Source organism: Xanthomonas sp. DAR 34887 (genome assembly GCF_041245805.1).
Classification (GTDB): domain Bacteria; phylum Pseudomonadota; class Gammaproteobacteria; order Xanthomonadales; family Xanthomonadaceae; genus Xanthomonas_A; species Xanthomonas_A tesorieronis.
Genome location: NZ_CP162490.1, coordinates 3,741,328 through 3,764,873, shown reverse-complemented (window position 1 = coordinate 3,764,873; position 23,546 = coordinate 3,741,328). Strand labels below are relative to the sequence as shown.

At 68.8% G+C, this 23,546-nt stretch carries 15 protein-coding genes and 1 riboswitch; of the genes, 6 read left to right on the top strand and 9 right to left on the bottom strand.

Features of this window, described 5'->3' with window-relative positions:
• Nucleotides 1-72 precede the first annotated feature (72 nt).
• The 6 genes from AB3X08_RS15805 to AB3X08_RS15780 all read right to left on the bottom strand — a co-directional run bounded on the left by AB3X08_RS15805 (nt 73) and on the right by AB3X08_RS15780 (nt 8,860).
• Nucleotides 73-375 (bottom strand): hypothetical protein, encoded by a 303-nt coding sequence (locus AB3X08_RS15805; protein ID WP_369933777.1) that lies wholly within the window; start codon nt 373-375, stop codon nt 73-75.
• 559 nt (nt 376-934) lie between these two features.
• On the bottom strand, nt 935-2,146 hold the full coding sequence (locus AB3X08_RS15800) for an SGNH/GDSL hydrolase family protein (RefSeq protein ID WP_369933775.1): 1,212 nt from the start codon (nt 2,144-2,146) through the stop codon (nt 935-937).
• Between the two features lie 170 nt (nt 2,147-2,316).
• A complete protein-coding gene (locus AB3X08_RS15795; RefSeq protein WP_369933773.1) occupies nt 2,317-3,069 on the bottom strand; it encodes an SDR family NAD(P)-dependent oxidoreductase in 753 nt (250 codons plus the stop codon).
• Between the two features lie 39 nt (nt 3,070-3,108).
• Nucleotides 3,109-4,428, bottom strand: coding sequence for an MFS transporter (locus AB3X08_RS15790; protein ID WP_369933772.1), 1,320 nt, complete (start codon nt 4,426-4,428; stop codon nt 3,109-3,111).
• Nucleotides 4,425-6,668, bottom strand: a complete 2,244-nt coding sequence (locus tag AB3X08_RS15785; RefSeq protein ID WP_369933770.1) for an oligoalginate lyase — start codon at nt 6,666-6,668, stop codon at nt 4,425-4,427. The genes AB3X08_RS15790 and AB3X08_RS15785 overlap by 4 nt, the downstream gene beginning before the upstream one ends.
• On the bottom strand, nt 6,665-8,860 hold the full coding sequence (locus tag AB3X08_RS15780) for a polysaccharide lyase 6 family protein (protein WP_369933768.1): 2,196 nt from the start codon (nt 8,858-8,860) through the stop codon (nt 6,665-6,667). Before AB3X08_RS15780 ends, AB3X08_RS15785 begins: the two co-directional genes overlap by 4 nt.
• 282 nt (nt 8,861-9,142) lie before the next feature.
• Between AB3X08_RS15780 and AB3X08_RS15775 the strand changes: the two genes are divergently transcribed.
• The 5 genes from AB3X08_RS15775 to AB3X08_RS15755 all read left to right on the top strand — a co-directional run bounded on the left by AB3X08_RS15775 (nt 9,143) and on the right by AB3X08_RS15755 (nt 18,017).
• Nucleotides 9,143-12,064, top strand: a complete 2,922-nt coding sequence (locus AB3X08_RS15775) for a TonB-dependent receptor (RefSeq protein WP_369933766.1) — start codon at nt 9,143-9,145, stop codon at nt 12,062-12,064.
• 105 nt (nt 12,065-12,169) lie between these two features.
• Nucleotides 12,170-12,913, top strand: a complete 744-nt coding sequence (locus AB3X08_RS15770) for a FadR/GntR family transcriptional regulator (RefSeq protein WP_369933764.1) — start codon at nt 12,170-12,172, stop codon at nt 12,911-12,913.
• A 415-nt stretch (nt 12,914-13,328) separates the two neighbouring features.
• Nucleotides 13,329-14,492 carry a zinc-dependent alcohol dehydrogenase gene (locus AB3X08_RS15765; RefSeq protein WP_369933763.1) on the top strand — a complete coding sequence of 388 codons (1,164 nt, stop codon included), beginning with the start codon at nt 13,329-13,331 and terminating at the stop codon, nt 14,490-14,492.
• Between the two features lie 1,243 nt (nt 14,493-15,735).
• Nucleotides 15,736-17,211, top strand: a complete 1,476-nt coding sequence (locus AB3X08_RS15760; RefSeq protein ID WP_369933761.1) for a sensor domain-containing diguanylate cyclase — start codon at nt 15,736-15,738, stop codon at nt 17,209-17,211.
• Between the two features lie 80 nt (nt 17,212-17,291).
• Complete coding sequence (locus AB3X08_RS15755; RefSeq protein WP_369933759.1) at nt 17,292-18,017, top strand: hypothetical protein; 726 nt, start codon at nt 17,292-17,294, stop codon at nt 18,015-18,017.
• A gap of 236 nt (nt 18,018-18,253) precedes the next feature.
• On the opposite strand, the gene AB3X08_RS15750 is transcribed toward AB3X08_RS15755, so the two are convergent.
• On the bottom strand, nt 18,254-19,042 hold the full coding sequence (locus AB3X08_RS15750; protein WP_369933758.1) for a class I SAM-dependent methyltransferase: 789 nt from the start codon (nt 19,040-19,042) through the stop codon (nt 18,254-18,256).
• A 1-nt stretch (nt 19,043) separates the two neighbouring features.
• Nucleotides 19,044-19,535, bottom strand: a complete 492-nt coding sequence (locus AB3X08_RS15745; RefSeq protein WP_369933756.1) for a DUF2938 domain-containing protein — start codon at nt 19,533-19,535, stop codon at nt 19,044-19,046.
• Between the two features lie 82 nt (nt 19,536-19,617).
• On the opposite strand from AB3X08_RS15745, the gene AB3X08_RS15740 reads away from it, so the two are divergent.
• The gene (locus AB3X08_RS15740) at nt 19,618-20,067 is read left to right on the top strand and encodes a helix-turn-helix domain-containing protein (RefSeq protein WP_369933754.1); all 450 of its coding nucleotides are present in this window, start codon (nt 19,618-19,620) and stop codon (nt 20,065-20,067) included.
• Between the two features lie 209 nt (nt 20,068-20,276).
• Here AB3X08_RS15740 and gcvP read toward each other — a convergent pair whose 3' ends face one another.
• Nucleotides 20,277-23,138 carry an aminomethyl-transferring glycine dehydrogenase gene (gcvP, locus tag AB3X08_RS15735; protein ID WP_369933752.1) on the bottom strand — a complete coding sequence of 954 codons (2,862 nt, stop codon included), beginning with the start codon at nt 23,136-23,138 and terminating at the stop codon, nt 20,277-20,279.
• 101 nt (nt 23,139-23,239) lie between these two features.
• Nucleotides 23,240-23,347, bottom strand: a riboswitch (glycine riboswitch).
• Nucleotides 23,348-23,546 lie beyond the last annotated feature (199 nt).

Here is a 23,546-nt window from a genome sequence, read left to right as displayed (position 1 = left end):
AGGGTTCGCGGGCGGGAAGCCGCATGGTAATGCACCACCGGATCCGCGTGGCGGCATGCGGCAATGGTGTCCTCAGGTGCGGCTTTCCTTGCGCCAACGGGCGATGGCGTCGGAAACCGCTTGGCCGTGATCGCGCGACATGTCGCGCGGGTGCTGCGGCGAGGCGGTGTCGCGGATGCGTGCGGCCAGGGCGTCGCAGGCGGCGTGCCCGCCCTGCTGCACCTGTGTGCATTCCTCGGCGTCGAGACGGATCAACAGCGAGTAGCCGAACGCGGACGCGTTGCAGTTCACGTCCAGAAAGCGGTCTGTGCCGGATTGCAGCAGGAACCAGGCGTGTGGGGCGTGGTCCAGCACGTCGAAGTGCGTGGCACTCATGACGCGGCTACTCGGCGGCGCGCCTCGCGCTCGTTGTGGACGCGACGACGCGGGGTGGGCGGGAGCACTGGGCCGTGGCGGCGGATTGGACGATGTGGGGCGTGCGTCGGCATGTTCCTAGCCTATCCCAATCGGATTGGCGGCCTCGGCGCGTCCTCGATCGGGACTGATGTTCTCTGTGTGGTGGCCTTGCCATGCAGGGCACCTCAAACTTTGCGAGACGCTTCGCGCCGTACCCTCACCCCAACCCCTCTCCCCGGTGGGAGAGGGGCTAGTCGGCTGTTCCTTCTCCCATCGGGACCATGGCCCCCCTTTCGGGGGAAGGTGCCCCGAAGGGGCGGATGAGGGTCCGGGCGCAGCCTCGTGCACTCAAACTCCGCGAGTCGCTTTCGCGCCGGACCCTCACCCCAACCCCTCTCCCGAGGGGAGAGGGGCTCGCGGCTGCTCCTTCTCCAATCGGGACCATGGCCCCCCTTTCGGGGAAGGTGCCCCGCAGGGGCAGATGAGGGTACGGGCGCAGCCTCGTGCACTCACCGTCGCGGCGCCCGGATCTCGCCCGTCAGTGCGCCTTGCAGCCGAACAGCGACAGGTCGATGGCGTCGGCCATGCGCGCGTAGCCTGCATCGTTGGGATGCAGGTGGTCGCGGGTGATGGCGGCCGGCAGCGATTCGGGGTTGTCGGGCATGCGCAGGATCGCGTCGAAGTCGATCACCGCGTCGAACGTCTTGCCGTCGCGGATGAAGGCGTTCAAGGCCTGGCGCGTGGCGGCGGAAACGGGTTCGTAGCGTTCCGATGCGCCGAACGGGGTCAGCGTCGCGCCGATCGTGGCGATGCCGTGCTGGCGCAGGCGCTCGACCACCTGCCGATAGCCCAGTTGCATGTCCGCCGCCGTGCGCCCTGGCGCGAACGCTGGCGGCCCGCTATGGCGGATGTCGTTGATGCCTTCGAACAGCAGCACCTGGTCGACGCCGGGCAGCGCCAGCACGTCGCGGTCCAGGCGCGCGAGCGCGCTGGGGCTGCGGCCGGCGTCGAGCAGCTTGTTGCCGCTGATGCCGGCGTTGAGCACCACCACCTGGCCGGGGCAGGCCTGCTCCAGGCGCTTGCCCAGCAGCGCCGGCCAGTCGCCGTTGCTGCCGCGTGCGGCGGTGGCGCCTTCGGTGATCGAATCGCCCAGCGCCACCACCACCCGCGGCGAGGCGGTGGTCTGCGCATACACCGCCGACACCACGTTCTGCCGGTAGCTCAGCGCGGTGGCATCGCTCACCTCGACTTCGCCCTCGGCCACGCGCGTCGTCGTGCGACGCACCGCGGGCCGCGTGGCCTCGGGGAAATACAGCGTCAGCGCGACCTCGGCCAGTGCCGGCGCGCGCAGTGCCACCGGGTCGCTGAGCAACACGCCGCCGGGCGGCAGCACGATCTCGCGGCGGCCATCGAACAGCACCGCTTGCGCCGCCTGTGCGCTGCCGACCAGGCGCACCGACGCCGCGCCGATCTTCAGCGGCGCGGTGCCCAGTTCGTTGCTGATGCGAAAGCGCAGCGCCTGCGCGGCGATGCCCAGGCGCATGTCCTGGCGCACGCTCTGCCGTTCGAACTGCAGCGAGGTGCCGGCCGGACCATCGAGCCGGTCCGGAGTGGGCGAGGCGATCCAGGCCGGCAGCCAGCGCTCGGCCGCGGGTGCCGCTGCGGCCGGTACCGCCATGCACAGCGCGAGCGCGGCGGTGGCCGCGCCGCTCCACAACAACTGCCGCACGCGTGGAAATCGCAAGAACATGGTGTGGCTCCTGGGTCTGCTACGAGTGGACGGGTCACGCGATGCTTGGGCATGCGCGTGGCGCTCATCGCTGGCTCGCTTGGCGAAATCGGTGATGGATCGTGGCTTCACCCGGCGCGCGCGCCGGCACGGAGTACTCCATGCCAGTCGCGCTGCCAGGCCCCGGGCGATCAGGAGAAATACACGCCGCCGTTGACGTCGAGGTTGGCGCCGTTGATGAAGCTGGCCGCGTCCGAGGCCAGGTACACCGCGGCATCGGCGGCTTCGGCGGCACGGCCTTCGCGGCGCAGCGGGGTGGCGTTGGCGACGAAGGCACGCACTTCCGGCTTGGTGAAGTCGTCGTGGAAGCGGGTGGCGATCATGCCGCAGCACAGCGCGTTGACGCGGATGCCGCGCGGGCCCAGTTCCTTGGCCATCGCCCGCGAAAAGGTCATCACCGCGGCCTTGGCGGTGGCGTAGATCGCCGCGCCGGGACCGCCGCCGTCGCGCCCGGCCAGCGAGGCGAAATTGACGATCGCGCCGCCTTCGGCCATGTGCGGCGCCACCGCCTGCGTGGTCAGGTACACCGACTTCAGGTTGAGGTCCATGACCTGGTGGAAGAAGGCTTCGTCGATGTCGGCCAGCGGCTTGCGCGCGAGCATGCCGCCGGCGACGTTGACCAGCACGTCGATGCGTTGGCCGAACGCCTGCTGTGTCGCCGCCACCAGTCCGGCCACGGCCTGCGCGTTCGCCGCATCGGCGCGATGCACGATGGCCTGGCCGCCGGCGGCCTGGATCTGGCGCAGGGTTTCCTCGGCGCTGGCCGCGTCGTTGGCGTAGTTGATGCACACCTTGGCGCCGGCCGCGGCCAGCTTCAGCGAAACTTCGCGGCCGATGTCGCGGCCGCCACCGGTGACGATGGCCACCTTGTCTTTGAATTGCATGCGCGATGAGTCCTTACGTCGTGGGGAAAGGGAAGGCGATCAGCCGCGGGTGGCGGGATCGTCGAGTTTTTCGATGCGGCCGGTCACCAGCCACAGCGCGGCCAGCGACGCCGGCACCAGGGCGGCGACGAGAATGAACATCGGCGCGTAGGAGCGGGCGGTCATCACCGGCACCAGCCAGGTGGTGATCAGCGTGCCGGCGACCGCGGCCATGCCGCCGATGCCGGCCAGCGAGCCGACCGACTTGCCGTCGAACAGGTCGCCGGGCAGGGTCTGGATGTTGCCGATCGCGATCTGGAAACCGAACAACACCGCGGCGATGGTCAGCACCGCGATGGTCGGATCGGCGGCGAGCACCGCGCCGAGCAGCGCCGGGGCCATGATCGCGCCGCCCAGGGTGATGGTCCATTTGCGCGCACGGTCCACGCTCCAGCCCGCGGCGATCAACCGCCCCGACAGCCAGCCGCCGGACAGGCTGCCGAGCATCGCGCCGACGAACGGCACCCAGGCGAACGCACCGATCTGCTTGATGTCGAAATGGAAGGTCTCGGCCAGGTAGATCGGCAGCCACGACACGAACAGCCACCAGATCGGGTCGATGAAGAAACGCGACAGCACGATGCCCCAACTCTGCCGGTGCGACATGATCTGGCGCAGGCTCGGCAGGTAAGCGGGTTTGTCCGCCACGCTGCCGTCGGCCGGCGCGTCCAGGATCAGCGCGCGCTCGGCGGCATCCACCCACGGGTGCCGGTCCGGGCCGGCGCGGTAGATCACCAGCCACGGCAGCAGCCACACGAAGCCGATCGCGCCGACCAGTACGAAGGTGCCTTTCCAGCCCAGCCACAGGAACAGCAGCGCGATCAGCGGCGCCGAGACGATCGCGCCGATCGAGGCGCCGGCGTTGAAGATGCCCTGCGCCAACGCGCGTTCGCGCGCCGGGAACCACTCGGCGTTGGCCTTCACCGCACCCGGCCAGGCGCCGGCTTCGCTGATCCCGAGCATCGCGCGCACGAGGCCGAAGGAGACGATCGAATGGGTCACCGCATGCAGCGCGATCGAGATCGACCACACCGCGATCGACAGCGCGAAGCCCATGCGCGTGCCGATGATGTCGAACAGGCGCCCGAACACGAACTGGCCGGCGGCGTAGAACAACATGAAGATCGTCACCAGCAGCGCGTAGTCTTCCTTGGTCGCGCCGATGTCCTGCGAGATCGCCGGCCACATCACCGCCAGCGCGTTGCGGTCGATGTAGTTGATGACCGTGGCCACCGCGATCAGGCCCACGATCATCCAGCGCACCGCGCTGCGTTTCTTGCTCGGCCCCGCCACGCCGCTGCCGGACACGGACGTGCTCATTTGCCGCCCGCCGCGCGGTCGAAGCGCGCATAGCCGCCGCGCCAGGCATAGCGCTGGCCCTGCGCCTGCACGCTGTGTTCGCGCTCGGCGGCAGGGTCGTCGGCCACCGCCAGCGCCAGGGTCTTGCCCGAGGCCAGGGTCAGCACGATCACCTCGGCGTCGCCGCCGCGCACGCGGGCGATGTCGCGGATGCGGCTGTCGGCGCCGTGCACGTATTCGGCGCTGCCGTTGTATTCGCCGTGCGGCTCCAGCACGCCGAAGAAGCTGACCTCGGCCTGGCCGTCCACGCGCTGCAGCAGCATCGGTTCGCGGCGCAGGTTGAAGTCCGGATCGTTGGCGCCGCTCTCGGCCAGGATCGCGCGTGATGGCGCGCTGCTGCCGAAGCGGTAGCTGTAGAAGCGCCCGTCCAGCAGCCAGCTCAGGCTGCGCGGTGCGGGCGAGGCGTCGCTGCGCGCGTCCACCCACAGGTGCTGGTAGCCGTTGGCCTTGCCCAGCACCGGGCGTTCGGCCAGCGCGCGCTGCGCCTCGAAGCCGACCTGCATGATGTGGCCGTTGAAATGCAGCGGCAGGTCGTAGCGCGCCGGCTTGGCGCCGTGCACGCGCAGCAGGTCGATCACGATCGGCAGGCTCAACTCCGGGTGGGTCAGCAGCGCCTGGGTGCGGGTGAAGCTGACGCCATCGTAGGCGTGGTCCATGCGCGCGGACACGATCTGGGTGTCCTGGTCGCGGGCGAACAGCAGCGGCGTCGGAGCGTAGTCTTCGCCCACCCGCCAGTCGCCGTCGAAGTGGCTGCGTTCGTTCACCACCAGCGTGTTGTGCGCCACCGTGGTCTTGGCCCAGCTGGTGTTCTCGGGCAGGTAGATGCCGCCGGACTTGGCCTCCACGTTGAGGAAGCGCGCCGCGCCGTAGTCGGTGACCACGCGCTGGCCGTTGTCGTAGAACAGCCAGTTCAACTTGTCGAAGTGGCCGTGGCCCATGCCCTGCGAGGTGTTCTTCATCACCAGGGTCTGGCCGTCCTCGCCGCCGGCGCGCAGGATCGCCAGCGCGCCGTGCGTGCCGTCGGCGCCGTCGCGCAGCAGCGCGGAGCGGAACGCGAACGGCTTGGCCTGGCCCTGCGCCAGCGCCGCGGCCACGCCCAGGCCCTCGGGCGTCAGCAGCACGCGCTGCTGGCGTTGCGCGATCGACAGCAGGCGCGCGTCGTGGCTCTGCGCGTAGGCGATGCCGAGGCCGGCGACCAGTTCCTCGGTATCCAGGCCCTTGTCCAGGATCGCGTCGTTGAGCGGGAAGAAGTAGCCGGCGTAGCTGCTCTGCACCAGTGTGTCGACGGCCTTCAGCAGCACCCCATCGCGGCGCTGGAAGATCTGTTGCTGCGGCTGGTTGCGTTCGATCGCATTGGCGAACAGCACGAACGGCGCCAACGCGTAGCGCTGGTAGTAGGGGCCTTCGGCGTAGTAGCCGTCGGGCGAGAACAACAGGTCGATCTGCTTGAGGAAGCCGGCCTTGCCGTCCTGCCTGCTGCCGCGCAGCGCCTTGTCCACCAGGGTCTGGTCGCGCAGCACGTAGCCGGTCATGCCGACCGCGGCCACCGCCCAGGTGGCGTGGTTGTGGATCTTGTCGAAGTTGTCCGCGCTTTCGTCGCACAGGAAGTGCGCCATGCGCCGGAAGACCTGCGTGTCGATGGTGCTGCGCTCGGCGGGGCTGAGGCTGTCGCGGATCGCGTCGTAGCCCTGCGCGGCGTAGACCAGCCACACCGAGTCGTTGAGCGATTGCCAGAACAGCCGCCCCGGCACCTGGCCGCGCCCGGCCGGATGCGCGCCCAGGGTCGGGTACAGCTTGGCGTAGGCCAGCAGCAGATCGCGCGCGTAGTCGGCGTAGGCGCGCTCGCCGGTGAGCCGGTACAGCGCGCCGGCGGCCTGGATCGCCTGGTAATTGCGCTTGTGCTGCTCGTGGCTGGCGCCGCCGCCGGGATCGGTTGGCAACGGCACGTCGATGCCGGCCTGCATCGCCTTGCGCAGGCTGGCTTCGGCACGCGCCCGTTCGCGCACGAACAGCGGATAGCGCGCGCCATCGCTGGCCATCTGCCGCCATTGCGCGGCGGTGACCAGCACCGGTGCGGCGTCGGTGGCGGCGTTGCCGCTCGCGGCCGCGGTGGTGGGCGTCGCCGCGGGCGCGGCCCAGGCGGCGGGCGCGCTGCCGGCGACGGCCAGCACCAGCAGCATCAGGCGAGTGGGTCGGGTCATAGCAAAGGCTCCGCGTCGGCATGCGCCGGCAGGGCCGGGGTGCCGAGGAATTGGTTGCGCGTGGCGATCAGTTGCGGCGTGCCGGTGGTGCGCACGTTGCTGATCGCGGCGCTGTCGATGAACTGGTTGTCGTGCAGAAAGGTGCGCTGCACGCCGTGCAGGCGCAGCGACGGCGCGGCGGCACCGCCGACGCGTTCGAAGTGCGAGCGCTCGATCATCAGCACCGGGCCGAAGGTGCTCTCGTCGCGGCCGCCGCGGTACAGGTCCACCACCGGTCCGCCGATGCGGCGGAACTGCGCATCGGCGATCCCCACGTACGCCGCGTTGTAGGTGCCGCGGTCGTCGGTCTCCGCGTGCGCCGACAGCACCGCGCCGGAGACGTCTTCCACCACAACCCGGCGCAGCGCGATGCGCTCGGCCAGGGTGCCCTTGCCCAACGCGATCACGTCGAAGCCGCGGTTGACGGTGAGGCCGTGGATGCGGCTGTCCTCGACGATCAGCTCGTAGTTGGCGGCATTGGAGCCGGGCGCGGTGCGGATCACCGCATTGCCCACCTCGTCCGGCGCGGCGCTGCCATCGATCTGCAGGTGCGCCAACTTCAGTGCGCCGCCCGCTTCGATCTGGAACAGGGTGCCGCGCGAGAACGCGATCTGCGCCTGGCCGCGCGCCGGGCCTTCGACGCTGAGCGGGTGGCGCAGCGCCAGGACCTGGTCCACCTGGTAGCGGCCGGCGTCCAGTTGCAGCCGGTCGCCGGCGCCGGCGACCGCCACCGCGTGCGCGAGCGTGTCGTTGCCCGGCCGCACGCGCTGGCGGCGGCCGCTGTCCAGCGCCACCGGCACGGTTTCCTTCGCGTACCAGGCCACGCCGACGTCCTCGCGCGGCACATAGGTCAATGCAGGGTCGGCGCCGATGCCGCCGGCGTCCGCCGCGACCAGCAGGCCGGTCGCAGCGCGCGTCATCGTCAGCGGACGGCCGCTCACCCCGCCGGGCAGGCGCGGCGAGGCGGACGGGCTTTGCAGGTTGCCGGCGAAGGCGATGCCGGACAGGTCGCCGAGCACGCGCACCGGGTCGTGCTCGGCGACGATCAGGTTGTCGGCGAAATCGCTGTCGATCGGCGCGGCGGTGCGTTCGTCGTCCTTGCCGGCGCCGAAGAACAGCTGCTTGCCCGCGACGAAGGTGTTGTGCTCGATCAAGGCCTGCTGCACCTGCACGTAGCGGTTGGCCGGAGAATTCGGCACGCCGTACATGATGCTCAGCGCCGAGGAGTAGCCATCGCCGGCCAGGCCTTCGAAGTAGTTGTTGCGCACCGTTTGCCTGCGGTTGATGACGCGGATGCCGCCGGTGTCGTCCTTGCCGTCGCCGAAGAACACGTTGTTCTCGACCAGGTTGCCGTCGCCGTGGCGCAGCACCAAGGCGCCGCGCGAACGCTTGAACACGTTGCCGCGGTAGGTATTGCCGCCGGACTTGTTGGAGACGATCTCCACTTCGCCGTCGCAGCCTTCGAACCAGTTGTTCTCCACCAGCGAGTTGGAATCGGAGCTGGCGTCGTTGCTGGTGCCGATGCGCAGGGTCTCGCCGCCGTTGGCGCCCAGGTTCGGCCGCGGCCCGAACCAGTTGTGGTCGATGCGGTGGCGGTTGTCCAGGCCTTGCACCGCGTCGCGGACCACGACCATGGTCGGGCCGGCGTTGTTCTTGCCGACCAGCTGGTTGTGGTCGAAGCGGTTGTGGCTGTCGTACATCGCCACCCAGTTGTCCGAGCGGCTGCGTTCGGGTTGGTTGAAGCGGTCGACCACGACCCGGGTGATGCGGCTGTAGCGCGCACGCTCCTTGCTGGAGACGCGGTAGGACAGCACCGCCTCGGTCGGGCTGTAGCCGTCGCGAAACACCAGGTCGCTGACTTCCAGGTAGGCGCCGGCCATGCGCAGATTGGACTGGCCGGTGATGACGACCTGGCCCGGGGTCTGCGCGCTCAGGCGGATCGGCTGCGCGGCGGTGCCGGTGCCGGTGAAGACGATCTGGAAGTCGCGCCATTCGCCGTTGGCCAGGATCACGTGGTCACCGGGCTGCAGGGCGCCGGTGGCGGCGCGGTATTCGGCCGGGGTGGCGACCAGGATGTCGGCGGCATCGGCCTGGCCGGCGGCCAGGGCGAGGAACAGCAGGGCGAAGCGGTTGCGCGCGGCGGTCGATGCCATGGTCTGCCTCCTGTCGATGCGTGCCGTGGCGGCGCCGCCGTGGGCCGGATGGTAGCAGAGGTCGGACACTCGTCAACCAGATTTACATACCAAAAATCGATAATCTGGCAAGGCATTTTGGCGCGAAATCCGTGCTGCAAACGCACATAAATTGAGATCAATTGCCTGTACCAATTGGCCTGGACGGATATTTCTACCAATTTGTTGACATTGGTCGGATACGAGTAAAGGCTCCGCACCCAAGCCGTAGTCCTTACGGCGTTCACTCGGGAGGAGAGACCCATGCGGCACCCCTATGCGGCCCCGTCCGCCAAGCGCGCCGGCGCGCGTGCCTTGCGCAGCGCCCTGGCCTGCGCCATCGCGGCCACGTTGACCAGCGGCGCGGCCTGGGCGCAGGAACCGCCAGCCGCCGCGGCCGAGCCCGCCACGGCGCCGGCGAGCGGCGCGACGACGCTGGACCAGGTCCAGGTCACCGGCATCCGCGGCTCGATCCAGTCTTCGATCAACAAGAAGCGCGACGACACGGTGATCTCCGACGTGCTCTCGGCCGAGGACATCGGCGATCTGCCGGCGCCGTCGCTGGCCGACGCGATCGAGACCCTGACCGGCGCCGCCTCCACACGCGACAAGACCGGCGCCTCGGAGATCTCCATCCGCGGCCTCGGCGCGTTCCTCAGCAGTACCCAGTTCAACGGTCGCGAAATCACCAACGGCAGCGGCGACCGCTCGGTCAACTTCAACATGTTCCCGGCCGAACTGATCAACACCGTGGCCATCTACAAGACCCAGCGCGCCGACCTGATCGAGGGCGGCGTCGCCGGCACCATCGGCCTGGAGACGGTCAAGCCGCTGGACTACGGCAAGCGCGCGCTCCAGTTCGACGGGCGCGGCAGCTGGGCCGAGTACGACAGCAAGTACCGCGACAAGGACGGCATCGGCTGGCGCGGCACCGCCAGCTACATCGATCAGTTCGAGTTTTCCAACGGCGGCAAGCTCGGCGTATCGATCGGCCTGCAGGCGCTGGACGGCACCGATCCGGAAGAGAGCATGACCAGCGGCTCCACCTGGTACGCCTGCGACGGCACCCAGAACGTGCGCAACGCCAACTGCGCCGAAGTCGGCGCCAACGCCATCGCCAACGGCGCGCCGTACTACCTGGTGCCGAGCAGCCGCATCTACCGGCTCAAGCAGGAACGCAACGACCGCCAGTCCGAGTTCGCCGCGGTGCAGTGGAAGCCCAACGAGGTGCTCGAGGTCAACGTCGACTACGAACACACCGACCGCAACTGGCACGAGAAACGTTCCGACCTGAGCCTGTCCAACACCCGCCGCGGCATCGTCGATCGGCAGGTCGACGACAACGGCGTGCTGCGCCGCTATTCCGGCAACACCTCGATCGATTCCACCTCGACCCTGTACGACCGCAACGAGGAATACACCGGCGGCGGCCTCAACATCGTGCTGCGCCCGAGCGTGGCCTGGGAAATCGCCACCGACCTGTCCTACTCGCATACCGTGCGCGAGGACACCCAGCGCATGACCCGCCTGCGCGCCAACGCCCGCGACGTGAACAACGCGGTGGTGCCGGGCATCAGCAGCGGCGCCACCGGCTACGTCAACTACGACTGGGAGAGGCGCGGCGACGTGCCGAGCATCGCGCTCGACCCGGCGTTCGACGTCACCGACTGGGACGCCTACACCGGCGCGGCGCGGGTCACCTCCGAAGAGGAAAAGAACGATCACCGCATCCGTGCCGGCCGCTTCGACGTCAGCTACTTACCCGAGGACGGCCTGCTGACCAAGCTCAGCTTCGGCCTGCGCGCCAGCCAGGCCGACTACCGCTACTTCGACAACACCATCACCACCGACATCGCCTCCAGCGGCGCCGGCCGCGCGCAGATCATTGCCGCCAACCAGGCCTGCCGCGCGCCGTTCCCACAGGACGATTTCCTGGATGCAGCCAGCGGCAACACCATTTCCGGCTGGGCCTACTTCGATCCCAGCTGCCTGTACGAGGCGTTCCGCGGCAGCAGCGCCACCGGCGTGGATCCGGACTACATGGATCCGAACAACGTCGACGTGGTGGAGAAGACCAAGGCGCTGTTCCTGATGGCCGATTTCCGCAGCACGCTGTTCGGGCTGCCGGTGTCGGGCAACATGGGCCTGCGCTGGGTCAAGACCGACGTGCGTTCGCAGGGCGTGCGCGCCGAGTTGGACCTGATCGACAACGGCGCCGGCACCTTGCGCCTGCAGCCGACCGGCACCTACCAGACCCTGGTCGCCAAGGCCGGCAACGACAAGCTGCTGCCCAGCGCCAACGCCGCGTTCGAACTGCGCGACAACCTGCTGCTGCGCCTGGCCGGCTACCGTGCGATGTCGCGTCCGGACATCGCCGCGCTGGGCTCGGGCCGCAACGTCAACCTCACCGGCACCGAGAACTTCACAAGCCTGGAGGAAGCGCTGGCCGGCATCACCGCCACCGGCAACCCGGAGGCCAAGCCGCTGATGGCGTGGAACGGCGACGTGTCGCTGGAGTGGTATCCGAACGAGGACAGCATGCTGGCCGGCGCGGTGTACTGGAAGCAGTTCAACGGCGGCACCGAGACCGCGCTGTTCGACGAGACCTTCGTGGTCGATGGGCAAAGCGTCACCGTGGCGGTGCCGCGGCAGGTGACCACCGACAAGAAGAGCACGCTGACCGGCTTCGAGCTCAGCGCCGCGCACCGCTTCTCCTACCTGCCCAAGCCGCTGGACGGGCTCGGCTTCAAGCTCAGCTACAACTACGCCGACACCGATTACGAAACCCAGGATCCGCGCCTGGGCGAGCAGGTGGACGCGGTCACCGGCACGGTGATCCCGGCGATCGTGGCCCCGGCCGGGCTCAGCGGCTTCTCGCGGCATGTGCTGTCCGGCTCGCTGTACTGGGAACTGGGCCGCTTCGACATGCAGGCGATCGGCAAGTACCGCTCCAAGTACTACCAGGACTTCACCGGCAACACCGCGCAGCAGAACCGCTACTACGACGACAACACCAGCGTGGATTTCCGCGCGCGCTACCGGGTCACCAAACAGCTGTCGCTGTCGCTGGAACTGATGAACCTGACCAACGAACCGCGCGTCGCATCCCAGCCTGTCTACGGCAACTTCCGCGAGTACGTGAGCTACGGGCGGCGCGCATATTTCGGTGTACGATACAAGTTCTGAACGCAGCGGCGCGGCTCCCGGGCCGCGCCGTTTTTCGAGCCGCAGCAGGCGCTGGCGCGTCGTCCCGGCGCCGCTGTGGAATTCACCGACCGGTCCCTAGCGCGAATGTCCGAAAGCCGCCTCTACCAATCCATCGCCGCAAAGATCCTGTCGCTGATCGAATCGGGGGAGTTCCCGACCGGCTCGCGACTGCCGGGCGAGCGCGATCTGGCCGAGCGGTTCGGGGTGAGCCGGGTGACCATCCGCGAGGCCGAGATCGCGCTGGAAGCGCAGGGCTGGATCGCGATCAAGACCGGCTCGGGCGTGTACGTGCGGCCGCGTCCGATCGATGCGCAGGGCGCGCTGCCCGACGTCACCGCCTTCGACCTGACCGCCGCGCGCACGGTGATCGAGGCCGAAGCCGCGGCGCTGGCCGCCGGGCGCCTGACCGATGCCGACATCGAGGAACTGCAGGCCCTGGTTACGGCGATGTCCGATCCGGCCACCACCGAGGAAATGGCCGGCGAGTACGACCGCCGTTTCCACCTGGCGATCGCGCGCCTGTCCGGCAACCCGGTAGTGGAATATTGCATCCATCTGATCTGGCGCATGCGCAACGAACTGCCGCGGGTGCGCCAGGTGTATGCGCACGTCTGCCACCAGGACGACGCGACCCGCACCGACGAACATGCGGCGATCCTGGAAGCGTTGAAGACGCGCGATCCGGCCGCCTCGCGCAACGCGATGCGCAATCACTTCCAGCGCCTGTTCGAGTCGATGCTGGAAGCCACCGAGAGCCAGGCCCTGGCCGAGATCCGCCGCCGCACCCAGCAGGACCGCGAGCGCTTCCTGGCGACCACACGGATCTGAGTGGATGCCGGACGCGCTGCCGACAGGCGCGTGAGTCCAGCGACGCTGCGCGAACGCAATCCTAAGATGGCCCTGCCGTCGCCATCGCGTCGCATGCGTGCGTGGAGCCGACACGCATCGTAGTGTCCGCGCTGCGTCGCTGGGTGCGCAGCGCTTCGCGCAAGCCATTCTTTCCGTCGCGCGCAACCGCCGCTACACGCGCGCAGACCATGTGTCCATACGATTGCCTGCGGCCGCGCCGGACGCTGTGCGATGCGTACCACGCGCGCGGGCGACATGCGCATTCGCTTTGCTGAATCCGGTAATGAACAAATTTGCGCGGCGCCGCCACGCTGAGCTCACGGCATGGTCACCCGGGTTGCACGCTGCCTGCCGCCACACTGCGGCACACGTTGTCGCAATGAGGAATAGTCCGATGCAAGCTCTCACCTACCACGGCACCAAAGACGTCCGTGTCGAAACCGTTCCCGATCCGGTGCTGGTCGATGCGGACGACATCGTGCTGCGCGTCACCGCGACCGCGATCTGCGGTTCCGACCTGCATCTGTATCGCGGCAAGATTCCGGATCTGCATACGGGCGATGTGCTCGGCCACGAGTTCATGGGCGTGGTCGAAGAGGTGGGCCCCGCGGTGACGCGGGTGAGGAAGGGCGACCGCGTGGTGATCCCGTTCGTGATCGCCTGTGGCGAGTGTTTCCACTGCCGGCTCACCGAATACGCCGCCTGCGAGACCACCAATACCGGCAAGGGCGCGGCGCTCAACCAGAAGGGCATCCGCCCGCCCGCGGCGCTGTTCGGCTACAGCCATCTCTACGGGGGCGTGGCCGGCGGCCAGGCCGAGTACGTGCGCGTGCCCAAGGCCAACGTCGGCCCGCTGGTGGTGCCGGACGCGCTGCACGACGAACAGGTGCTGTTCCTGTCCGACATCCTGCCCACCGGCTACCAGGCCGCGCTCAACGCCGGCGTCGGCCAGGGCAGCACCGTGGCGATCTTCGGCGCCGGTCCGGTCGGGTTGATGACCGCCGCGTGCTGCCGCATGCTCGGCGCCGAGCGCATCTTCATGGTCGATCGCTATCCCTACCGGCTGGATTTCGCGCAGAAGACCTACGGCGTGATTCCGCTCAATTTCGAGGAGATCGACGATCCGGCGGACATCATCGTCGGCCAGACCGACGGCCGCGGCGTGGATGCCAGCATCGATGCGGTCGGCTTCGAGGCCAAGGGCAGCACCGTGGAGACGGTGATGGCGACGCTGAAGCTGGAAGGCAGCAGCGGTACCGCGTTGCGCCAGTGCATCGCCGCCACGCGCCGCGGCGGCACGGTCAGCGTGCCCGGCGTGTATGCCGGTTTCATCCACGGCTTCCTGTTCGGCGATGCCTTCGACAAGGGCCTGAGCTTCAAGATGGGCCAGACCCACGTGCAGCGGTTCCTGCCGGAGCTGCTGGAGCATATCGGCGAAGGCCGGCTCAAGCCGAACGAGATCATCACCCATCGGCTGAGCCTGGCGCAGGCCGCCGACGGCTACGCGATCTTCGACAAGAAGGAACAGGACTGCCGCAAGGTGATCCTGACGCCGTAACTACGCGTTTGCCGTCTTGTCGCGTTCCGCGCGATCTCCCGGCGATAGAAGAACAGCCGGCTAGCCCCCCTCCAACCGGGAGAGGGGGTTGGGGGTGGAGGGTACGGCGCGAAAGCGTCTCACGGAGTTCTGTGCATGAGGCTGCGCCCGTACCCTCATCCGCCCCTTCGGGGCACCTTCTCCTGATAGGAGAAGGGATAGCCGAGCCCCTCTCCCACCGGGAGAGGGGTTGGGGTGAGGGTACGGCGCGAAGCGCCTCGCGAGGTGTGGGGGGGCACGAGGCTCCTCGCCGGTACCCTGGTCCGCCTGCTCCGGCAGCACCTGAAAAGAGACCATGGGTCCCGAGAAAGAAGGGGCAGCCGAGGCGCATGACCTGACAGCCATCAAGCGCGTCACTCAACGCCTATGTCCGTTTCATGTCGGCGCCGGCTCGGCGATCTGCGCAGGCCGCCGCCAGGCAGGGCAACGCGCATTCAGCCAGAAAAGCGGAACCGTACTCGCAGCGGACAGGCCTCGGGATAAGTTTTGTCTCGGATTTGTTGCGGGACAGCAGCCGGCCCGGGCATGGATCCGCATTTGTCAATAGGCGTCTGGGGATTTCTTTTATTTTTCAATCGCTTGCTCCATAACTTACGCTGCGCCGGCAATCGCGACATTGTCCACAGGGGGTGTGGATGACTTCTGCATAAGGGTGTGGATAAGCCTGTTCCGGCCCGGTGCCACAAGACTGTCAAGAGACATGGCGAAAAATTAGACAGGGCGACTTACGGCGCCCGCATCGGTTCCGATTCCAGCGGCCGACGACGCCATTCGTCGGCGCAGGGAAGGCCGTGTTGGACCGCTTCCGCGCCCATCCCACGATTGATTAGGGCGCCGCTGCGCCGGACCGCCACGGCGGGGCTGTCCCTGCCGGAAACTACGATGTTGCCCCATCGCAAACGAACCTTCGCCCTGCAAAGGGCACGGAGTGGCTGCTGCGCGTGGCGTCTATTGCCTGCACCGGTATGGCTCACCTCGCGTCGCGTCCCCCGCGGCAGACCGCGGGCAGACCTCTGGCGCTGGCCGTCGAGGCGCCGCGGGCGCCGAACGCTGGTGCGACCCTGCGCGCACGTAGCGCTACAGGATGCTGCCGCGCGGCCGATAGTCCGTTGCGCGCCGCCCTCTCCAGAGAGTTGCTGGCGCGGGGGACGGCGCAGCGGCAGCGGCCGGTGCGGTGCGGCATGGCGTGCGACGGAGACCGAACGTGTTCTTGCCTATCGTCGTGATCGGCGTGTTGTTGGCGCATGCGCTGGTCGCGCACGCCGGCGGCACCGGTACGCCGGCCGCGCAATGGTGCGGCCTGGCGGTGCAGGCGATGGCAGTGCTGGCCGTGCTGCGCCGGCTGCGGCGCGCGCCGGCGGTGGACCGGATGCCCTGGCGGTTGCTGGGCTACATGGTCGGCGCGCAGATGCTGTGGACCGGCTGCAATCTGCTGGCGTTGCTGCTTCCGCTGCACGGCCCCACGCTGCAGAAACTGGGCGTGATGTTTTCCGGCTCGTCGATGATCCCGGCGCTGTACCTGATCGCGCGCTCGTTCAACCGGTCGCAGCCGCGGCTGATCGTCGCATTGGACGCGCTGCTGTCGCTGGTCGGCGCCGGCCTGCTGTTCGTGCTGATCGACCTGGCGCTGTCGTCCAGCAACGGCTTCTCCGAACCCGACGTCAGCCTGATCATCAATCATGCCGATGCGATCGATCTGCTGCTCGCGTCGATGGCCACGCTGCGCCTGCTCGGGGCCGGCGGCTGCAGCCGCCGCCATTTCTATTTCAGCGCCAGCGCCTACCTGTGGATCAACGGCGCGGTGGCGGCGCTGTACAACCGCATCGAGCTGGACGGGCTGCCCTGGTGGGGCGGGCTGCTGATCGATCTGCCAAGCGTGGCGTTGGTGTTGGTCGCGTCGCTGCCGCGGGGGCGCTGGCTGCGCCAGGCGCGGCCGAGCGTGCGCAGCGCGGAACTGATCGCCGCGTTCGCGCCGATCGTGTTCTCGCTGGCGGTGCTGCTGTTGGCGATCAGCGTGTCGCGGGTGAGTTTCTTCTGGGGCATGGTCGCCGCGACCCTGGCGGTGATGGTGTACGGGGCGCACGTGGCGTTCCTGCACAGCGAGCATCTGGAAATCCAGCGGCTGAGCCGGGTGAGCACTCGCCGCCTGCAGCAGCAGGTGGCGCGCGATCCGCTGACCGGCATCGCCAACCGGGTCGGCCTGGCGGCGCGGCTGCGCGAGCTGGACGGCGGCCAGGACTGTTCGCTGCTGATGATCGACATCGATTTCTTCAAGCAGTTCAACGACAGCCACGGCCACGTGGTCGGCGACGCCTGCCTGGTGGAGGTGGCCACCGCACTGGCCGAGGCCTTGCCCGCGCACGCCGCCACGGTGGCGCGCTACGGCGGCGAGGAATTCGCGGCGGTGCTGCCGGATACCGGAGCCGATGCCGCCTGCGCGATCGCGCGGCGGCTGCTGGCGACGATCGAGCAGCGGCAGATTCCGCACCCGGCCAGCCCGCTGGGCATGGTCACGGTCAGCATCGGCATCGCCACCTGCCCGGCCACCGCCGAGGCGGCGATCGAGCTGTTGCACCACGCCGACGCCGCGCTGTACCGCGCCAAGCGCGATGGCCGCAATTGCTGCGTGCATGCGCAGGATGTGGCGGCGCAGCCGCAGGGCGTCGCTGCGCCCGGCTGAGGGCGTGCGGCAACCGGTGCGTGGAAACGCCGGCGAATCGTGCCACCATCGCGGTTCCGCTCCTGCATGTCGATCCTGCGATGCCGCCCAAGTTCGCCTGGCCCTGGTTTCCCTTGTTGCTGGCCGTCGCCGGTGCCGCGCAAGCGCTGGATCCGCCTGCGGTGGCCTATCCGCAATTGCCCGCGCAGGGCCGCGATGCCGCCGCGTTCGTGCCGGGCGGCTGGACGCTGGAGTTCGAGCGCCGCGGCGATCTGAATGGCGATGGCCGCGCAGACCTGCTGCTGGTGCTGAAGATGGCCGATCCGCGCAATGTGCTGGACAACAGCGGGTTCGGCCCGGACCGTTTCGACACCAATCCGCGCATGCTGGCGGTGGCCTTCGCCGAGGGCGACGGGTACCGGCTGGCGCTGCAGGATCACACGCTGATTCCGCGCCCGGACTCGCCCAACATGGAGGATTACCTCGACGGCGCCGAACCCGCCATCGCGCGCGGCGCGTTCTCGGTGAACCTGCACCAGTTCGCCAGCGCCGGCAGCTGGAGCACGGCCGAGACCACGTTCCGGTTCCGCTATGGGCAGGGCTGCTTCCAGCTGATCGGCTACGACGTGCACGGCATGCACCGCGGCAGTGGCGAAGTCCACGAGCTCAGCGTGAACTACCTGACCGGCAAGGCCAAGCTCAGCGACGGCAGCATCGAGGACGACGCGCTGCGCACGCGATGGCATCAGTTGCCGAAGCAGCCGCTGCGCTGCCTTGCGCAGGTCGGCGACGGCCTGGCCTTCGATCCCGGGGTCGAGCGCGATTGAGCGCGGTGCGTTTCGCAAAGAACGCCAGCGCTGCATGCGGCGCTGGGCGTTTTCGGCGCGCGGCAGGAGGGTTCAGGCCAGTGCGTCGTCCTCATGCGCATTCGACGGAACGCGGCTAGCTCGCGGATTGGGCGTGACCCGCTCGCCGGCGGCGCATGACACCGACAACGCGCAGACGGTTGTCCATGTGCCGCGCCACCGGCACCAACGCTCCGTCCTTCCACACCGAAGCGGGGCTAGCGCGGAACACGCCCTGTCACCGCATTGGCGCGGGCGCAGCAGGTAAGGCCGCCGGACACGTCCACGGGCAGACGCGCCCGCAGGCGTGCCTTGAGAATGGCCAGATTCTCGCTCGCCATCGTCGCCAGGATCGGTCCGACGCTCGGCGCTCCCTGGGCCGTCGCCCAGAAGTCGTCGAACCCGGCGAACGTACGGCGCACGTCGATCTCCCGCGTGTCGATCGCAATCAGACCAGCGCCAGCCCACAACTCCCGCATGGCCTCCATCCGTGACGCATCGGGGCTCGGCGGCGCCGGAACCGCAATGCCAAGCCGGCGGATTTCCGCCAGCAGCGCTTCATAGGGAAATCCACCGCCCGGCATGTCCCAGGCGTAGGCTGCGACGGTCCCGCCGGGGCGCACCACACGTCCCATTTCGGCAATGCCTTTGGCCGGATCGGGAACGAAGAACACCACCAGGGGCATGATCGCGATATCGAACGTGCTGTCGGGGTAGGGCAGGGCCATCGCGTCTCCCTGGCGAAACTGCGCGGTGCGAAGCCCGGGTCGCATGCGCGCGTAGGCAAGCTGCTCCTTGGAAGGGTCCACACCCTGCACCGAGGCCGGACGACAGCGCTCCACCAGCATCTCGGTGAAGGCGCCATTGCCACAGCCGACGTCCAGCCAGCGCTGGTCCGGCTCCGATGCAAGCCAGTCGAGGAACGCGCTCCCCGCAAGCTGGCTCCACTTTCCCATGTACCGCTCATAGGCCGCCCCATCGTGGAAATGGATCCGATCGGTGTTCATGTCAGGCTCCCAACAGTTCGATCAACGCGGCCGAAAGAAACAATCCCACCCCGAATACTGCGTGTGTCGCCAGGCTGCGCAGGCAGTTCCGCAATGGCGTGGGCGTCTTCGACGCCGCCAATCCCGCGCCCATGGCCCGCTGCATGACCAACAGAGGCACCACCACGGTCGCCATGCCAATGGCCACGGCAGGCAACAAGGTGGGTTCGCGCAACCAGGCAAGGCCCTGCACGGCCACCATCAGCGCCGCGAAGGCGATGCCGACGGCATAGTGGATCGCCCAGCCCCATGGCCGCTCGCCGGGTATCGCCGCAGCGTCGCCGATGTGGGCATGGGTGAACCTGCCGCGACCCAGGTGTCCCGCCCAGCGCCCGACCAAGGCGTAGTCGAGCGTGGGCACGCCCGCGTGCCTGAGGGCCAGCGACCACGCATCCATGATGGCGGTGGCGCCGATCCCGACCAGCATTACCCGTGCCGCATCCATCCACGCCATGCCTGTTCCTGTGCCGATTGATCCAGTGGAGCTTCAGTGGCATGGTAGAAGTTGAAGTCAACTTCAAGTCAAGAGGTGTGCGATGGATATCGCCGAAGTCGCCAGGCGCACCGGCGTGCCCGCCTCCACGCTGAGGTTCTATGAAAAGAAGGGGCTGCTCTCGGCAAGCCGCGCGGCCGGTGGCCGGCGGCATTTCGCGCCGAACGCGCTCGAGCAGTTGGCGCTGATCGCGCTGGGGCAGGCTGGGGGACTGTCGCTTGACGACATCCAGGCCATGCTCGGTGTAGGTGGTGCGCTGCAGGTGGACAGAACGCTGCTGTCGGCGAAGGCCGACGACATCGACGCGACCATCAAGCGTCTACGCCTGATGAGCCGGGGACTGCGCCATGCCGCGGCATGTCCTGCCGTGCATCATGCGCAATGCCCCACCTTCCGGCGGCTGCTCAAGGCAGCCGCCGCGGGCCGGTTGGCGCAGGGCGCGGCGCCCCCGATGGTGCTCAAGCGCCAAGCCAGGCGCGTCCCGCCGCGCTGAAGTCCATCAGCATGCGCCGCATGGGAGTGGCGTGCGGGCAGTCGCTCCAGGTTCGGCAAGCGCCACGCGCGGTGGATGCGCGTGAGCGTTCGGCGCGTTCGCGCTTGCGCGGCGTCCAGCGACATGCCGGACTCGATGCGTCGCGCAACAAAAAACCCGGCCGCGACGTGTGCGGCCGGGTTCGGCGTCGACGGCGCAGCGAGCGGGCGTTACGCCACCACGTCGTCCTTGTACGCGTCCACCGGGATGCACGCGCACATCACGTGCTTGTCGCCGTAGACGTTGTCCACCCGCGCCACCGGCGGCCAGTACTTGGCCTGCTTGAGCGTGGGCAGCGGGAACGCGGCCAGCTCGCGCGGATAAGCGTGCGTCCACTCGCCGGCGGTGACCTGCGCAGCGGTGTGCGGGGCGTGCTTGAGCGGGTTGTCCTCGCGGTCCAGGCGGCCGTCCTCGATCGCGCGGATCTCTTCGCGGATTTGGATCATCGCGTCGATGAAACGGTCCAGCTCGTGCAGCGATTCGCTCTCGGTGGGCTCCACCATCAGCGTGCCGGCGACCGGGAAGCTCAGCGTCGGCGCGTGGAAGCCGAAGTCGATCAGGCGCTTGGCGATGTCCTCGGCGCCGATGCCGCTGGTCTTTTCCAGCGGGCGCACGTCGAGGATGCACTCGTGCGCGACCAGGCCGTTGCGCCCGGTGTACAGCGTCCTGTAGTGCGGGGCCAGGCGCTTGGCGATGTAGTTGGCGTTGAGCAGCGCGACCTGGGTCGCCTTGCGCAGGCCGGCGCTGCCCATCATGGTGATGTACATCCAGCTGATCGGCAGGATCGAGGCGCTGCCGAAGCTGGCCGCGCTGACCATGCCGACGTCGCCGTCGCCGCCCAGCGTCCGCGGCAGGAACGGCGCCAGGTGCGACTTGACCGCGCACGGACCCACGCCCGGGCCGCCGCCGCCGTGCGGGATGCAGAAGGTCTTGTGCAAGTTCAGGTGCGACACGTCCGAGCCCCACTTGCCGGGCTTGGCCACGCCGACCAGTGCGTTCATGTTGGCGCCGTCGGTGTAGACCTGGCCGCCGTGCGCATGCACCGCCTCGCAGATCGCCACCACGTCCTCCTCGAACACGCCGTGGGTGGACGGGTAGGTGATCATCAGCGCGGCCAGGCGGTCGCTGTACTTCTCGGCCTGGGCGCGGATGTCGTCGACGTCGACGTTGCCGTTGGCGTCGCACTTGGTGACCACGACCTTCATGCCGCACATCTGCGCCGAGGCCGGGTTGGTGCCGTGCGCCGATTCGGGAATCAGGCAGATGTCGCGATGGCCTTCGCCGCGCGAACGGTGGTAGGCGCGGATCGCCAGCAGGCCGGCGTATTCGCCCTGCGCGCCGGAGTTGGGCTGCAGGCTGACCGCGTCGTAGCCGGTGCATTCGACCAGCATCGCTTCCAATTCGTCGATCAGTTGCTTGTAGCCGGCGGACTGCTCCGCCGGTGCCAGCGGATGGATCGCGCCGAACTGCGGCCAGGTCACCGGGATCATCTCGGCGGTGGCGTTGAGCTTCATCGTGCAGCTGCCCAGCGGGATCATGGTGCGATCCATCGCCAGGTCCTTGTCGGCCAGCGCGCGCATGTAGCGCAGCAGTTCGTGCTCGCTGTGGTGGGTGTTGAACACCGGGTGCTGCAGGAACGCGCTGCTGCGCAGCAGGCCTTGCGGCAGCGCATCGGCGGTGGCGGCGTCGAGCGCGTCGATGTCGGCCTGGGCGCCGAACAGCTGCGCCAGCGCGACCACGTCGGCACGGGTGGTGGTCTCGTCCAGGCTGATGCCCAGCGCTTCGCTGTCGATCGCGCGCAGGTTGATGCCGGCCGCGCGCGCCTTGGCGTGGATCGCCTCGGCGTCGATCGCCTTGACGTGCAGGGTGTCGAAGAAGCGCTCGCCCACCTCGACGCCGGCGCCGCGCAGCGCCGCGGCCAGGATCGCGGCCAGGCGATGGGTGCGGCGGGCGATGCGGGTCAGGCCGTCGGGGCCGTGGTAGACCGCGTACATCGAGGCCATCACCGCCAGCAGCACCTGTGCGGTGCAGATGTTGGAGGTGGCCTTCTCGCGGCGGATGTGCTGCTCGCGGGTCTGCAGGGTGAGGCGGTAGGCCGGGTTGCCGGCGGCGTCGATCGACACGCCGATCAGGCGGCCCGGCATCGAACGCTTGTAGGCGTCGCGGCAGGCCATGAACGCCGCGTGCGGGCCGCCGAAGCCGAACGGCACGCCGAAGCGCTGCGAGTTGCCGACCACGATGTCCGCGCCCCATTCGCCGGGTGCGGCGATCAGGGTCAGCGCGAGCAGGTCGGTGGCGACCGCGACCAGGCCGCCGCGCGCATGCACGGCCTCGGCCAATGCCTTGTGGTCGCCGATGTGGCCGAAGCTGTCGGGATACTGCAGCAGCACGCCGAAGCACTCGGCCTGCAGCGCTTCCTCCGGCGTGCCTACGCGCAGCACGATGCCCAGCGGCTCGGCGCGGGTGCGCAGCAGTTCCAGGGTCTGCGGATGCACCGCGTCGTGCACGAAGAAGGTGTCGGACTTGGCCTTGGCCGAGCGCTTGGCCAGGGTCATCGCCTCGGCCGCGGCGGTGGCCTCGTCCAGCAGCGAGGCGTTGGCGATCTCCATGCCGGTCAGGTCCGCGCACATGGTCTGGAAGTTGATCAGCGCTTCCATGCGGCCCTGCGAGATCTCCGCCTGGTACGGCGTGTAGGCGGTGTACCAGGCCGGGTTCTCGAGGATGTTGCGCAGGATCACCTTCGGCGTATGGGTGCCGTAGTAGCCCTGGCCGATGAAGCTGCGCAGCACTTGGTTCCTGTCGGCGATGGCGCCGATCTTGGCCAGCGCTTCCTCTTCGGTGATCGCGTCGGGCAGCGCCAGTGCAGCCGGCGACTTGATCTTGCCCGGCACGATGGCGTCGGTCAGCGCGTCCAGCGAGTCGTGGCCGACGGTGCGCAGCATGTGCGCGATCTCGGCGTCGTTCGGGCCGATATGGCGTTCAACGAAGGCCGAGTGGTGTTCGAGGTCGCGCAGCGAGGGAGTGTTAGACATGGCGGTGGTCCGGCAGAGGAGGGCACGAAGGGCGGAGGACGCACGGATGCCGCCGTCGGCCGCAGCTGCGGACACGACCGACGGGAAGCCACATGTCTTCCCACTGCCCCTCTGTCCTTTTGCCTGAGAGTTTGGAAGCGGCGGCGGGCTGCGCTGCGCTTCGTGCCCCTTCGGCGCCGGGTTGGACCGGTCTCTCCAGAGTCTTGGTGCGGGTGGTATCGGGCCTGAGCGATTACGGGCGTTTGCGCCTTCGGCAGCGGGTCGCCCCGCTTCTCCCACCATGCTGCCCGGCGATTATAGCGTGGCCGGCGGCGCCCACGGCGACCTCCGCACGGCCCGCCCGGCGGGCCTGCCGCGGCTCGCTGAACATGCGGGCCTGCGCCCCGTTGCGGCGTGGCCGCGGCCGCG